The organism is Pseudomonas sp. lyk4-R2A-10, from assembly GCF_030209075.1.
Lineage (GTDB): Bacteria > Pseudomonadota > Gammaproteobacteria > Pseudomonadales > Pseudomonadaceae > Aquipseudomonas > Aquipseudomonas glycinae.
The window spans coordinates 501,699-516,059 of sequence record NZ_JARVSR010000012.1; the positions used below are offsets into that span (position 1 = coordinate 501,699).

A 14,361-nucleotide genomic window follows, 5' to 3' on the forward strand; every position below is an offset into this window, starting at 1 on the left:
CGCATATTCTTTTAAGTTATTTATTTATGTTTTTACAAAGATTTACTGCATAAGAGATTGCCTTTATAAGGAGTCGACCTAATGCATATCCAATGCATTTCCCGGATATTTTTTATGTGAAAAATGCATATCGACTTGCGCCAGCTCAGACACTTCATCGCCCTCGCCGAACAACGCAGTTTCGTCGCCGGCGCGCAGGCGGTGAACCTGTCGCAGTCGGCGTTCAGCCGCAGCATTCAGGCGCTGGAGCACAGCGTCGGTTGTCAGTTGGTGGATCGCGGGCGCAAGGAATTGCCGCCGACCAAACAGGGCCAGGTGCTGCTTGAACATGCGCGGCGCCTGGTCAGCGGTGCGCAGCAGATGGCCAACGAGATCAGCCAGTTCAACGGGCTGGAGGCTGGGGAATTGCGCTTCGGTTGTGGCCCGGCGCCGGCAGCGGGATTAATCCCGCGAGCGATCGGCAGCTTCATCGGCCGCTACCCGAAAGCGCGGGTGCATTACCAGGTCGATGACTGGCAGAGCCTGAGCAAACGGCTGCTGAGCGAAGAGTTCGAATTCTTCGTTGCCGACACCCGACATTTCGAGGCCGACCCGGATTATCTGACCCACCGCTTGCGGCCACGCAAATGGCATTTCTGCTGCCGCGCCGGGCATCCGCTGGGCGCTTTCGAGCGAGTCACGGCAGAGCAACTGATGAGTTATCCACTGGCCGTGAGCATTCGCCCGCCAAACCTGCGCAAGGTCATCGTCGACCTCAGTGGCCGGCCGGATTTCGTCCCGAACGTAGAGTGCGAGAACAGCGCAAGCCTGCTCGGCGTGGTGCTGCGTTCGGATGCGATCGGCATCGTCGGTGCCTATTCGGATGCGCTGCATCAGGCCCGGGGTGAGTTGGTGTGTTTGAAGGTCGAAGGGTTGGCGGATGATCTGGAGGAGCTTTACACCCGTTATGGAATCGTCAGCCGCGCCGGGTATCGGTTGTCACCGTTGGCCGAGGCGATGATCGAGCAGATCAAGGCGATCGATGCGGTGGAAGAAGAGGTGTGCTCACTGGCGAACCTCGCCGTCTGAGCCCATGCGTTTCATGCATCGCAAGCATTCCCCGAATGCACTTGCCGAACACCCTCGCCGAAAGCGAAAAACCTCGCCTGTCTTTCTGACTGGTGAACCCCATGTCCAACCCGCAAAACCCCGTGCGCAACGTGCTGTACATCATGTGCGATCAACTGCGCCGCGATTACCTGTCCTGCTACGGCCACCCGCACCTGCACACCCCGAATATTGATCGCCTGGCCGCTGCCGGCGTGCGCTTCAGCCGCGCCTATACACAGGGCACGATCTGCGGGCCGTCGCGGATGTCGGCCTACACCGGGCGCTATGTCAGCAGCCATCAGGTGGCGTGGAACGCGGTGCCGCTGCCGCTGGAAGAACTGACCATCGGCGATTACCTGCGCCCCCACGGCATTCGTACTGCGCTGGTCGGCAAGACCCACGCCACGGCCAACGTGGACGCCTTGCAGCGGTTGGCGATCAACCCTGAAAGCGCCCAGGCCGAAGTGCTCAATGAAGTCGGCTTCGAGCCGTACTTTCGTCACGACGGCATCTTCCCCGACAACCCGCTGTTCGATGACAAACGCGAATCCGCGCCATACACCCACTACCTGCGCGAGCAGGGTTTCGAAGGGCGTAACCCCTGGCACGACTGGGCCAACGCGGCCGAAGGCGACAACGGCGAAATCCTCAGCGGCTGGAAAATGCGCAATGCCCATTTGCCGGCGCGAATTCCCGAGCAACATTCAGAGACTGTCTACACTACAAATCGAGCCATCGACTTCATCGGTGAGCAAGGTGAAAAACCGTGGTTTTTACACCTGTCCTACATCAAACCCCACTGGCCCTACATCGTACCGGCGCCGTACCACACTTTGTACAGTACGAAATCGATTCTCGAACCGGTACGTAATGCCTCTCCCAGCGACCACCCGGTCTATCAGGCATTTCGCCAGCATGAGGAAAGCCTGAATTTCTCCAAAGATCCGGTACGACTGAACGTGATCCCGACGTACATGGGCCTGGTCAAACAGGTCGATGATCAGTTGGGGCGGCTGTTCGATTTCTTGCAAAGCAACGGCCGCTGGGAGGACACCCTGATCGTGTTCACCAGCGATCACGGCGACTTTCTGGGCGATCACTGGCTGGGCGAGAAGGAGTTTTTGCTGGAGCAGGCGGTGGGCGTGCCGTTGATCGTGCGCGACCCGCGTGCGGCGGCGGATGTCACCCGGGGTACGGTGGACGAACGTCTGGCGGAAACCATCGACGGCGTGCCGACCTTTCTCGAAGCGCTGGGCGTGACGGGTGCCGAGCATCGACTGGAAGGTCGCTCGTTGATTCCGCTGCTGCACGGTAAAAACCCTGACTGGCGCCACTATGCGATCAGCGAATACGACTATGCCTTCCAGGCCCCGGCACGGGAGCGGCTGGGCCAGCCGATCGACCGTTGCCGCATGACCATGGTGCGCAGCGAACGCTGGAAATACCTGGCGTACGACGGCTTCCGGCCGCAGCTTTTCGATCTGTTGAATGACCCGCAGGAGCTGCAGGATCTGGGTGCGGACCCGGCGTATGCGGCGGTGCGCGAGGCACATGCGGGGTATCTGTTCGAGTGGGTGCGCGGGTTGAGGCGGCGCACGACGATCAGTCATCAGGAGATTGATTTGCGCGGGCAGCGGTTTCGTTATGGGGAGCCGGAGACTGAGAAGATGGTTCAGATTGGCGTTTGGTAGAGATCAAGCGAAGGCAAGAACAAGAGCGCCCTCACCCTAACCCTCTCCCGGAGGGAGAGGGAACCGATCGCGGGAAATTGATGATTTACACTGACCTGTATGAGCTTTGCTGAATCCATAATCGACTTGATCCTTCAGGTCGACGTATAGCGCCAGACACCTCGGTCAGCCCCCTCTCCCTCCGGGCGGCCCGACGTTTCGGGAGGGCGGGGGGCTTTTGATCTTCTGCTCTTACTCACGCCCTTTGATGGTCTGACTACGCTGCCCATTCGCCCCGACCGGCACTTCCCCTTTGAGCGTCACCCGACGCACCACCCGATCCTGAGTGCCGTAATCATCAATCGCATAATGTTGAGTCGAGCGGTTATCCCAGATCGCCACGTCACCGGCCTTCCAGCGCCAGCGCACGACGTTCTCCTGGCGGATCACATGACTTTGCAGCAAGCCGAAGAGGTGCGCCGAGTCGGCCTGGGAATAGCCCTTGATGCGTTTGACGAAGTGACCCAGCAGCAAGCTCTTTTCGCCGCTGATCGGGTGCACGCGGACCACCGGATGCTCGGTCTCGTAAACGGTCGAGGTGAAGATCTTGCGATAGCGCTCGAGCTTCTCCGCCGACACGTCCGGCTTCACGGCGGCGTAGTCGTATTCGTTGCTGTGCACGGCCACCAGTTTGTCCGCCAGCTCACGCAATTCGGTCGGCAGTTCGTTGTACGCGGTCGCGGTGTTCGCCCACAGCGTGTCGCCACCGAACGCCGGGGCCACCACCGAGCGCAGGATCGAGGCTTTCGGGTAGGCATCGACGAAGGTCACGTCGGTGTGCCAAGAGTTGGCGCGCTGCCCTTCGGCGCCGTCCAGTTCCAGCAGATAACGGGTGCCCTCGCGGGACGGCACGGTCGGATGCGCCACGGGCTCGCCGAGCAGGTGCGCAAAGGCTTCCTGACGTTGATCGTCGAGCTGGGTCTGCTCACGGAAGAACACGACCTTGTACTGGATCAGCGCCTGTTGAATGGCTTCAACCGTCGCGGCATCCAGCTCACCGGACAAGTGCACGCCACGGATTTCGGCGCCGATACGACCGGCCACCGGATGAATGTCCAGCGCGTGGACAGCGGGTTTTACAGCGAGTGCGGCATTGCTCATGGGTAGACCCTCATCGACTGCTTGCGGTTGGACGGCAGCGAAACAACGCTCTATCTATATTCCATTTACATCTAATAGATATTCACATGCTTCGTTGACGGAATAAGAGCTTGCATTTAAAACCTCAAGCAACCTCGTCGCAAATGCCTTCGAGCTATTTTTAGGATGCCGGAAAAGCATATGGATCTTCGCCAGTTGCGCTACTTCATCGCCCTCAACGAACACCGCAGTTTTGTCCGCGCGGCCGACGCCATGGGCATCACTCAACCGGCGTTCAGCCGCAGCATTCAAGGGCTGGAGCAGGAGTTCGGCTGCGTGCTGGTGGATCGCGGCAACAAGGATCTACGCCCGACACCCGAAGGCCAGGTGGTGCTTCAGCACGCCCTGACCCTGGTGCAGGGCGCGGCATTGCTCAGCGCCGAAGTGACGCAGATGACCAAGCTCGATGCCGGCGAACTGCACTTCGGTTGCGGTCCGGCACCAGCGGTGAAACTGGTGCCGGACGCGGTGGCGCAATTCATCAATGCGCACCCGAAAGTACGCACCTGCTTTCAGGTGGATAACTGGGAAAAACTCAGTCGCGCCCTGAGCCGCGAGGAGATCGAATTCTTCATCGCCGACATTCGCCATTTCGAATCCGACCCGAACTTCCAGACCCAGCCGCTGACACCCAAGCGCGGGGTGTTTTTCTGCCGACCGGGGCATCCGCTGCTGGCCAAGGAAAGCCTGTCGACCAACGACATGTTCGACTACCCGCTGGCGACCACGCTGATCCCGCCGGGCATTCGCAAATTGCTGGCGAATCTCAGCGGCCGGATCGACTTTTCGCCGACCATCGAGACCGAGCACTTTCCGGCGCTGGTGAAAGTGGTGCTGCAATCCAACGCGATCGGCGTCGGCACTGAAGAGGCGTTTGTCGAGGACATCGCCCAAGGCTCGCTGGCGCTGCTGCACTGGCGCAATCTGCCGCAGAACCTGGAGAGCATGAATGCGCGGTGCGGGATTGTGAGCCGCACGGGATTCCGGCTGTCACCGGCAGCGCGGGCGATGATCGAGACGCTGGTGGCGGTGGATAAACAGGCGATCAGCGTCGCGGTTTGAGGGTCATTCCCACGCTCTGCGCGGGAATGACCGCATGACTCAGAGCTTCGCAGCTGCCAGCTCAGGCGCCACCCACTCGTTCACCTTGAACGGCTTGCGGATCAGCTTCTGCTGCGCCGCCAGATCCACCTTGCCCTGCAGGTTTTCGAGGAACAGCGGATCCAGTGTCGAAGGGAAGACTTCGCTCAGGTTCTGATCCTTCAGATCCTGGGTCAGGATCACTGGCGGATAACTAGCCAGTCCCGACACAAGCTGCACATAGGCGTCCTTGTTGCTGTCCTGCGTCAACCACTCCACCGCCTGCTGCTGCGCCTTGAGCAGCTTCGCCACGGCTTCCGGATGCCCGTCGACAAACTTGCCGGTGCCCACCAGCACCGACTGCACACTGCCGGCGCCACCGAGATCCTTGGTATTCAATGGCAGCTCAGCCAGTCCTTTGGCCTGCAATGCAGTCAGCCCGGAGCTGCCCCACGACGCATCGATCTGCTTCGCCGCCAGCGCGGCAACCGCTGCGTTGAAATCGAGGTTGATCACCTTCACGTCCTTCTCGCTCAAGCCCACGCTGGCCAGCGCCGCATCGAACGACAACTGGGTCGCGGTGCCACGGAAGATCGCCACGCGCTTGCCTTTGAGATCCTGCAGCGTCTTGATCCCCGAACCCGGCACGACGCCGAGATATTGCTTCACACCCCGGGCGCTGGCGCTGAGCAGGCGCGTATCCAGACCGTTGGACTTGCCGATGATGGCCGCCAGATCTCCGAGATAGGCCAGGTCCACCTGGCCATTGGCGAACGCCTCGTTGATCACAGGCCCGGCGCCCTTGAAGAAGCTCCACTGAATCTTGATGCCCTGATCGGCGAAAGCCTTTTCGAAGATCTGCTGATCGCGCAGCACATCCACGATGCCCCCGCCACTGTGTTGAGTACCGGCGCTCAGATCAGGCACGGCAATCCTGATTTCCTTGAGCTCGTCGGCCTGGGCAGAGAACGCCAACAGACCCGCCAGTGCCGGCGCGGCAAACAGACTGATGACACGTTTGAAGGGAAGGTTCATGGGTGCGGCTCCTGATCACGGCGGGCATTGAGGAGCCGAAAGTAGGCGCAATCCGTATCAGCACTTAAATACTTAAAAAGCACATTTTTATAGCTTTTCACGCTAAGCCAGCAAAGTCGGGACATGCAGAGCCGTATGCATGGAGAGCATCGAAAATATTCTTCGAATGCATTGGATGCGCGTAGGGCTGGAGGCCTTAAATGGCGCTGCTTATCTCCAAAATGATTATTTTCTAACTCGTTTATAACTATTGGTTTTTAGCTAATTCCGCTGACTCGATCCAACCCGACAACGGAGGTCACCATGGCCCGTGAATCCCTGCTCAGCCTGCCACTGGCCGCACCGCCGTTGAAAAGCCGGCGTACCTGGCCAAGCCTGAGCCACCGCGTTTTACCCTGGATATTACCGCTTGGACTGTTCGCCCTGTGGTGGCTGGCGGCGCGTAATCAATGGATGAGCGAACAGATCCTGCCGGCGCCGTCACTGGTGTGGAACAGCGTGATCGAGCTGTCCCAGGGCGAGTTGTGGAGTCACTTGTGGATCAGCCTGCAACGGCTGTTCTGGGGCTTGCTGGCGGGCGTTACCGCCGGCGCAGTACTTGGTGCGGCGCTGGGTTTCAGCCGTCGTCTCGAACGCCTGATCTTCCCGACGTTCGCCGGCCTGGCCCAGGTGCCGACGCTGGCGTGGATTCCGTTGTTCATGGTGTTTTTCGGCATCGGCGAAGTGCTGAAACTGGTGGTGCTGATCAAGGCCATCGTGGTGCCAATGACCCTGCACACGCTGGTCGGCGTGCGTGATGCGCAACCCAAATTGCGTGAAGCCGCCGCTGTTTTACGTTTGCCGCCACGACTGTTGATCCGTCGTCTGGTGCTGCCCGCCGCCCTCCCCGCATTCATGGCCGGCGTACGCTTGGCGCTCGCCGCTGGCTGGACTTCATTGCTTGCCGTCGAGCTGCTGGCCTCCAGCGAAGGCATCGGTTACTTGATGGTCTGGGCGCGTCAGTTGTTCATGCTCGACATCGTCTTTGTGTGCATCGTGGTGATCGGCCTGATCGGCGTGGCGATGGATCGCGGCATCGGTCTGCTGGACAAAAAACTGGTGCACTGGCCGCACCCGGCCACGGCGGAAATTCGTCGCGGCCCACGCTACGAAGGCTGGCAACGCGTGCAGCCATGGCTGCTGCCGCTGGCGTTGTTTGCGTTGTGGCAACTGGCGGTCGATCAGCAATGGATCGATGCCAACATTCTGGTCAGCCCGTGGGTGGTGCTTGAGGCGACGAAAAACGGATTGCTCGACGGCACGTTGATCTCCGGCATGGCCCTGAGCCTGGGCCGCACCCTCGGTGGCTTGTTGATTGGCGGCGGCCTCGGCCTCGTGCTGGGTTTGTTGCTGGGTCTGTCGCGCACCAGCGAACGCGTACTCGGCCCGACCCTCGCCGCCCTGCGGCAGATCGCGATTTTCGCCTGGGTGCCGCTGCTCACCGCGTGGTTCGGTCTGGGCGAACTCGCGAAATGGGTGTTCGTAGCCCTCGCCGCGTTCTTTCCGTTGTTTGTCGCGACCCAACGCAGCGTCGCCAACCTCTCACCGCAACTCAACGAAGCCGCGCAAGTGCTGCGCCTGAGCCTCGCCCAACGCCTGCGCCGACTGGTGCTGCCGGGTGCCGCGCCGGGGATTTTCGCCGGTCTGCGCCTGAGCCTGATCTACGCCTGGCTCGGCACCATCGGCGCCGAATATTTCATGCCGTCCAACGGCGGCATCGGCAGCCAGATGATCGGCGCCCAACAACTGCTGCGCATGGACCTGATCATGGCCGGGATGCTCCTGGTCGGCCTCACCGGCGCCCTGCTCAACCTCATTGGCCAACGCCTGGAAATCCGCGCCACCCGCTGGAGACACGCATGAACGCACCGATTGTCAGCTTCAACCATGTAGGCAAATCCTTCGACGTCGACGGCTTCGAACTGGAGGCGATTCGCGAATTCAACCTCGACATTGCAGAAGGCGAATTCGTCGCCATCGTCGGCTCCAGCGGCTGCGGCAAATCCACCCTGCTGCGCTTGCTGGTCGGCCTCGATACGCAGTTTCGCGGGCAGATCAGCGTCGATGGCAAAGCCGTCAGCGGCATCGGCGGCGAGCGCGGCATCGTATTTCAGGAGCACCGTTTGTTCCCGTGGCTGACGGTGGCCGACAACATCGGCCTGGGCCTGGTCAACGAGCCGCTGGCGGCCTCCGAAAAGCAGCAACGCGTCAACGATTTCATCGAACTGGTGGGCCTGCGCGACTTCACCCGCGCCTACCCGCATCAACTCTCCGGCGGCATGGCCCAGCGCGTGGCGATTGCTCGCGGACTGGTAGCGAGCCCACGAATTCTGTTGCTCGACGAACCCTTCGGCGCCCTCGACGCGCTGACCCGCCAGCAGATGCAGGACGAACTGCTGGCGATCCGCGAGCGGGCAAAGATCACCACGATTCTGGTCACCCACGATGTCGAGGAAGCGATTTTCCTCGCCGACCGCGTGGTGGTGATGGAACCGCGTCCCGGCCGGATCAAGCAGGTGGTGGACATCGCCCTGCCCCATCCGCGCCAGCGCAGCAGTTTCGACTTCCATCAGCTGCGCGAAGAACTGCTGCACGAGCTGACCAGTGACGATCATTACCAACCGAGCGCACCGGTACAGATCCGCGATCTGCCGCTGTCGTTCATTGCCTGCTGAACAGGAGCCTGTCGATGCCACAACGTCCCAACTTTCTGGTGATTCTGGCCGATGACCTCGGCTTCTCCGACATCGGCGCGTTCGGCGGCGAAATCACCACGCCGAACCTCGATGCCCTGGCCAACAATGGCCTGCGCCTGACCGATTTTCACACTGCACCAACCTGCTCGCCGACCCGCTCGATGCTGCTCACCGGCACCGATCACCACATCGCCGGCATCGGCACCATGGCCGAAACCCTGACCCCGGAGCTGATCGGCAAACCGGGTTACGAAGGCTATCTCAACGATCGTGTCGTCGCGTTGCCGGAGTTGCTGCGCGAGGCCGGTTACCAGACCTTGATGAGCGGCAAATGGCACTTGGGCCTGACTGCCGAACTGGCGCCCCACGCCCGTGGTTTCGAGCGCTCGTTCTCGCTGCTGCCCGGCGCGGCCAACCACTACGGATTCGAACCGACCTACGATGAACACACGCCCGGCCTGCTGAAATCCACCCCGGCGCTGTACATCGAGGACGACAGGTTCATCGACGAATTGCCCAAGGATTTCTATTCCTCCGACGCTTTCGGCGACAAGCTGTTGCAGTACCTCAAGGAGCGCGACCAGAGCCGGCCGTTCTTCGCCTATCTGCCGTTTTCCGCGCCGCACTGGCCGTTGCAGGCGCCCGCCGACATCGTCGAAAAATATCGCGGCCGCTACGACGCGGGGCCGGAAGTGCTGCGCCTCGAGCGTCTGGAAAAACTCAAGTCACTGGGCCTGATCGAGCCGGATGTCGAACCGCATCCACTGATCCAGCTGACCGCGCAATGGGACGCGCTGAGCGATGAACAAAAACGGATTTCCGCCCGGGCGATGGAGGTCTACGCGGCGATGGTCGAGCGTATGGACTGGAACATCGGGCGCGTCGTCGATTACCTGCGCCAGCAGGGCCAGCTCGACAACACCTTCATCCTGTTCATGTCCGACAACGGTGCCGAAGGCGCGCTGCTGGAAGCCTTCCCGAAATTCGGTCCGGAGCTGGTGACCTACCTGAGCCAGCACTACGACAACAGCCTCGACAACATCGGCCGCGCCAATTCCTACGTCTGGTACGGGCCGAACTGGGCGCAGGTGGCGACCGCGCCGTCACGCCTGTTCAAGGCGTTCACCACCGAGGGCGGGATTCGCGTTCCGGCGCTGCTGCACTATCCGCAACTGCCGCTGAAGGGACAGATCAGCCATGGTTTCGGCACGGTGATGGACATCACGCCGACTATCCTCGATCTGGCCGGCGTGCGCCATCCCGGCAAGCAGTGGCACGGCAAACCGGTGGCGCCGTTGCGTGGTAAATCGTGGCTGGGTTTCCTGTCCGGCGAGACGGCGCAGGTGCATGACGAACACACCGTTACCGGTTGGGAATTGTTCGGGCGCCGGGCGATTCGGCAGGGTCAGTGGAAGGCGGTGTGGATCCCCGGGCCAGTGGGGCCGGCGACCTGGCAGCTTTACGACCTGGGGAGTGATCCGGGGGAGATTCATGACCTGGCGTCGAGTCAGCCGCAGAAGCTTGAAGCGCTGATCGAGCATTGGCAGCGGTATGTGGAGGAGACCGGGGTGATCTTGAGTGAGTCGCCGTTTCAGCCGGATTGAGATTTAGCTCAAGAGCTGCCCTCATCGGAACGCCGCCCGCCCAGCCCTCTCCCGGAGGGAGAGGGCTGGGGTGTTCCGCGTTATACATCGACCTGAAATACCGAGTCGATTATGGATTCGGCACATCAAGATCACGTCGGCGTACTTCCCCAATATCCCCCAATCAGTCCCCTCTCCCCCGGGAGAGGGTTAGGGTGAGGGCTGGATCTCCAGCCGAAAACACAAAGTCAGTTCACCTCGATCGCCTTACCCGCCAACCCTTCATTTTCCTTGCGAACAAACCTGTTCGCCCGCCCGAACGTCCCGAAATCGTTGAACCGAACCCCCATCTCCCGCATCACCTTGTGCGCCACCGGCACCGTCAGCTGGCGAATGTAAAACGGCTCCTTCACCACAAAATGATGAATCCCGTGACTGCTGCCGAAGTTGAAGCAGAACGCCTGCAACGGCCACAGCCACCACGGATTCAGCACCTGACATTGCTGAAGCACATTGCCCGGCTCCACATCCCCGTAGTAATGCATGTTCGAACTGATGAAGTGCAGGCAAAACGTGCGTAACACGTTCGGGCCAATGATCACCACGGCGGCGATATCGATCACTTGCATCACCGACAACGTGGTCGCCGACCATTCAATCGGCGAGCCCATCAGGTAGGCGATCCCGTTGGCGGCATGGAACCCGAGAAACACATACCACGCGCCCCAATGCACCAGTGCCAGCGGCGCGTAGACCTTCAGCGTGCGTTTGATGATGCTGAACTTGTGCGCCCAGGTCTTGGCCCGCAGCATGCGGATGAACGCTGACATCACGTTGTCGCCGACCATCAGCAACCGCGCGAAACCCCAAGGCTCGCCATTGGTGATCGCCCGTTCTTCCATGTCGGTTTCGGTACCGGACACCTTGTGATGATTGAGGTGCAGATGGCGGCGGATCCACGGATTGATCGTGCTCGGCCGCGCCAGCCACACCAGGCCCATCATCAGGTTGTGCGGCACCCGCTGTTTGCGGAAATACATGCTGTGGATAAGGTCGTGCTCAAGCTCATGGGTCAGCGAAGCGAAAAACGCGTTGAGCAACAGACACGCCCACCACGCCATGTGCCCGGTGACGTAGAGCGCCGCTGAACCGATCATTCCGGCCAGGGCAAACACCAGAATCCCCGCGCCGAGGGCGTCCTGATGGTTGAGAATCGGGTAGCGCTCGCGCAGCTCGACGCCTTTGGCCAGCACCACTTCGCGAATATGCGCTGATCGCTGGGCAGCATTGTGTCGCTGGGGACTTGCAGAAGTACGGTCCATGCTTCCATCCTCTGGTTATTGATGTTCGTATCCTGCCCCGCGCAGGGTCCGGACGCGGTAGCCGAGAACGCCAACCTGTTGACCGGAAGCGCCAACCAGCATGAAGGAACCGACTTCTCTCGCCAGCTGGACCCGTGCCCTGCGCAAGCAACTCGACGCGCTGGGGCTGGACAGCACTGCCCTGTGCCAGCAGGCCGGGCTCGATCCGCAATTGATGGACGACCCGAATGCCCGCTATCCGTTGTCCGCGACCACACGCCTGTGGGAAATCGCGGTGCAGGTCAGCGGCGATCCGGCAATCGGCTTGCGGGTGTCGCGGTTCGTCAGCCCCACGACGTTTCACGCATTGGGCTACGCGTTGGTGGCCAGCGGCAGCCTGCGGGAAGTGTTCGAGCGGATCGTGCGTTATCACCAGGTGGTCAGCGACGCGCTGGAACTGGAGCTGACCCGCACCGAAGATCGCTACCGGTTTCACCTGAAAATTCCGGCCGACAACCCGGCGCCCGCCTTCGAAGCCATCGACGCGTTTGCCGCGATTTACGTGCGCACCTGCCGCAATCGCCTCGGCCGCGACTACGCGCCACTGGCGGTGTACCTGCGCCGCCCGGAACCGGCCGATGCGCATCAATGGCACAAGGTGTTCCGCTCGCCGGTGCACTTTTCCGCCGAAGAAGACCGGATCGAATTCGCCCTCACCGACTTTGACAGCCACCTCGACGACGCCAACCCGGAACTGGCCGAGCACAACGAAGCGGTGCTCAAACGCACCCTCGCCCAGCTCAAGCCGCTGACCTGGGAGCGCAAGGTACGCGACGCCATCGAAGAACAACTGCCCGAAGGCGAACCCAGCGCCGAACGCATCGCCCAGGCCCTGCACTTGAGCCTGCGCAGCCTGCAACGGCACCTGGCGGACGAGGGTTGTCGCTTCGACACCCTGCTGAATGAAAGCCGCGAGAATCTCGCACTGCTGCACCTGCGCGATCCGCAATGCTCGCTGAGCGAGGTCAGTTATCTGTTGGGATTTGCCGACACCAGCAGCTTCAGCCGCGCGTTCAAACGCTGGACCGGGATGACGCCGGGGCAGTTTCGGGATCAGTTGCGCTGAGCGCAAATGGGTCGCTCAACCCTTGGTCAGACTGCGTTCAATCCCGGACTCCCACTGCTCGATCATTGCCGTACCCACCTCGGCGAATGACTGATGGGTTCGGCAATGCTCGAGCATTTCCGCCATCGCCGTCTGCATGCCATGAACAACCTGCTGCAGTAGTTCATTGCACCGGCCTTCAGTGAGATTGCACGCCGTACGGCCGAAGCGGATGAGCGCCTTCTGCTTGGGCCATGCCTTCGACCCGCCCAGCAGCAAGGCCAGGCTGTCGTTCCTGATGTAAACCGATGTGGTGATGATGTCGTAAGCCGGGGCCAGCCGGATCGAAGCCTGCGCACCGCAATGGTCATACAGCACACCGAAGTTCTTCAGGTGCGCATCGCCGTTTTTCAGTCCCGCTGACAGCGCCACGATCTTGAAAAAAGCCTCCAGCGCCTGACTCAACAGCGCAGGCGAAACAAAGGCCTTGATCTGTCGGGCAGCGCCTTCGTAAGAACCATCGTATTTGGCTCTGGAAGGCCAGCCGTTGAGTACGCAAAAGTCCTCGAAACCCAGATAGCCGTGCTCAATCAGGTCAAAACGCTCGACCACCAAAAACTTGCCCTGCTCACTCAATTCAAACTTTGGCACTTCAAGTCCGCTAAGCGCTGCGGCGCGCATACAGAAGTACTCGTTGGTCGCCAGCTCGGGAAACTCTTCGGGACGGAAGGCTTTGACCAGATGTGTGGAGCCTCGGTGAGTCAGGCGATCAACTGCTGCCGCACTGTCGCGCACCAGAACTTTGGGCTGCACGCCCGAAACCCCGGAGTATTGGCCGTACTTCTGTAGCAAATCATCGAACAATCCCTGGGCACCGTCATGCACCAAAAGCTCGGCCAATGATGTTTCGGGCTGACGCTCGGTTGCCGACTCGCTGGTAATCGCCAGCCGTCCCAACTGATGCGGTCCGACGATAGCGAGCAAGGCGAAATCATCAAAACCGCGCACTGCTTTACTGAAGCGTCGAACCAGTTCATCGCGCAGCGCGCCTTCCGGCAGATTCATTTCGAAGACGGGATGAATGCCCCGCTCCCAGCCGTAGCTCTCCAGCCGGGTCGGCATTGTCAGCGACACTGCATTCTCGTCGATGGCGTCCTCGCGATAACTGAACACACTGTCCATGCCCGGCTGCCCTCGACCGAGCGTTCCGACCGGGCTATCAGCGACGGTGATGTGCAAGCGATCTGTCGGCTCAGTCATGGAAATTGGCCTTCTGCAACGCGTCGAGTGTCGGACGTTGCGCTCTCACGGGAACCGCCGTCAGCTCATAGCCAAAGCCGTTGAGGATCGCCTCGACTTTGCGCAGACCAATTTCAGAAATCGTATTGTTTTCGATACCCGAAATGGTGGCGCGGCTCATGCCGTAACGTTGCGCCAACGCCTGTTGCGAGAGTTTTTGCGCTTTGCGCAGAGTTCTGATCAGTTCGCCCAACTGTTCCATGACGCACCCGTGCATTATATACAGTGCAAAAAATCGTAATTCTACGTTTACGCATCGCATTT

12 protein-coding genes are annotated in these 14,361 nt (G+C 60.7%); 7 read left to right on the forward strand and 5 right to left on the reverse strand.

Going from position 1 to position 14,361, the window contains the following annotated elements; translation table 11 throughout:
* Positions 1-123 precede the first annotated feature (123 nt).
* Positions 124-1,068, forward strand: a complete 945-nt coding sequence (locus QRN46_RS23190; protein ID WP_011331923.1) for a LysR family transcriptional regulator — start codon at positions 124-126, stop codon at positions 1,066-1,068.
* 101 nt (positions 1,069-1,169) lie between these two features.
* Positions 1,170-2,780, forward strand: coding sequence for an alkaline phosphatase family protein (locus tag QRN46_RS23195; protein WP_285357484.1), 1,611 nt, complete (start codon positions 1,170-1,172; stop codon positions 2,778-2,780).
* Between the two features lie 231 nt (positions 2,781-3,011).
* Here QRN46_RS23195 and QRN46_RS23200 read toward each other — a convergent pair whose 3' ends face one another.
* On the reverse strand, positions 3,012-3,920 hold the full coding sequence (locus tag QRN46_RS23200; protein WP_102718543.1) for a TauD/TfdA dioxygenase family protein: 909 nt from the start codon (positions 3,918-3,920) through the stop codon (positions 3,012-3,014).
* Between the two features lie 180 nt (positions 3,921-4,100).
* Between QRN46_RS23200 and QRN46_RS23205 the strand changes: the two genes are divergently transcribed.
* Positions 4,101-5,021: a LysR family transcriptional regulator gene (locus QRN46_RS23205; RefSeq protein ID WP_041475105.1), complete on the forward strand. Its 921-nt coding sequence runs from the start codon at positions 4,101-4,103 to the stop codon at positions 5,019-5,021.
* A gap of 39 nt (positions 5,022-5,060) precedes the next feature.
* Here the strand turns inward: QRN46_RS23205 and QRN46_RS23210 are convergent, their stop codons facing one another.
* Positions 5,061-6,074 (reverse strand): ABC transporter substrate-binding protein, encoded by a 1,014-nt coding sequence (locus tag QRN46_RS23210; RefSeq protein ID WP_011331920.1) that lies wholly within the window; start codon positions 6,072-6,074, stop codon positions 5,061-5,063.
* Between the two features lie 303 nt (positions 6,075-6,377).
* Here QRN46_RS23210 and QRN46_RS23215 point away from each other — a divergent pair, with 303 nt between their 5' ends.
* From QRN46_RS23215 to QRN46_RS23225, 3 genes are read left to right on the forward strand one after another with little or no spacing between them, the layout of a single operon-like run.
* The gene (locus QRN46_RS23215) at positions 6,378-7,976 is read left to right on the forward strand and encodes an ABC transporter permease (RefSeq protein ID WP_285357490.1); all 1,599 of its coding nucleotides are present in this window, start codon (positions 6,378-6,380) and stop codon (positions 7,974-7,976) included.
* Complete coding sequence (locus QRN46_RS23220; protein WP_201817974.1) at positions 7,973-8,788, forward strand: ABC transporter ATP-binding protein; 816 nt, start codon at positions 7,973-7,975, stop codon at positions 8,786-8,788. The genes QRN46_RS23215 and QRN46_RS23220 overlap by 4 nt, the downstream gene beginning before the upstream one ends.
* A 14-nt stretch (positions 8,789-8,802) precedes the next feature.
* On the forward strand, positions 8,803-10,413 hold the full coding sequence (locus QRN46_RS23225) for an arylsulfatase (protein WP_201817976.1): 1,611 nt from the start codon (positions 8,803-8,805) through the stop codon (positions 10,411-10,413).
* A 227-nt stretch (positions 10,414-10,640) separates the two neighbouring features.
* Here the strand turns inward: QRN46_RS23225 and QRN46_RS23230 are convergent, their stop codons facing one another.
* A complete protein-coding gene (locus QRN46_RS23230; RefSeq protein ID WP_011331916.1) occupies positions 10,641-11,714 on the reverse strand; it encodes a fatty acid desaturase in 1,074 nt (357 codons plus the stop codon).
* Between the two features lie 100 nt (positions 11,715-11,814).
* On the opposite strand from QRN46_RS23230, the gene QRN46_RS23235 reads away from it, so the two are divergent.
* Complete coding sequence (locus QRN46_RS23235) at positions 11,815-12,819, forward strand: AraC family transcriptional regulator (RefSeq protein WP_285357493.1); 1,005 nt, start codon at positions 11,815-11,817, stop codon at positions 12,817-12,819.
* 15 nt (positions 12,820-12,834) lie between these two features.
* Here QRN46_RS23235 and QRN46_RS23240 read toward each other — a convergent pair whose 3' ends face one another.
* Both QRN46_RS23240 and QRN46_RS23245 read right to left on the reverse strand, forming a co-directional pair.
* A complete protein-coding gene (locus QRN46_RS23240; RefSeq protein WP_201817978.1) occupies positions 12,835-14,058 on the reverse strand; it encodes a type II toxin-antitoxin system HipA family toxin in 1,224 nt (407 codons plus the stop codon).
* Positions 14,051-14,299, reverse strand: coding sequence for a helix-turn-helix domain-containing protein (locus tag QRN46_RS23245; RefSeq protein ID WP_011331913.1), 249 nt, complete (start codon positions 14,297-14,299; stop codon positions 14,051-14,053). The genes QRN46_RS23240 and QRN46_RS23245 overlap by 8 nt, the downstream gene beginning before the upstream one ends.
* Between the last annotated feature and the right edge of the window lie 62 nt (positions 14,300-14,361).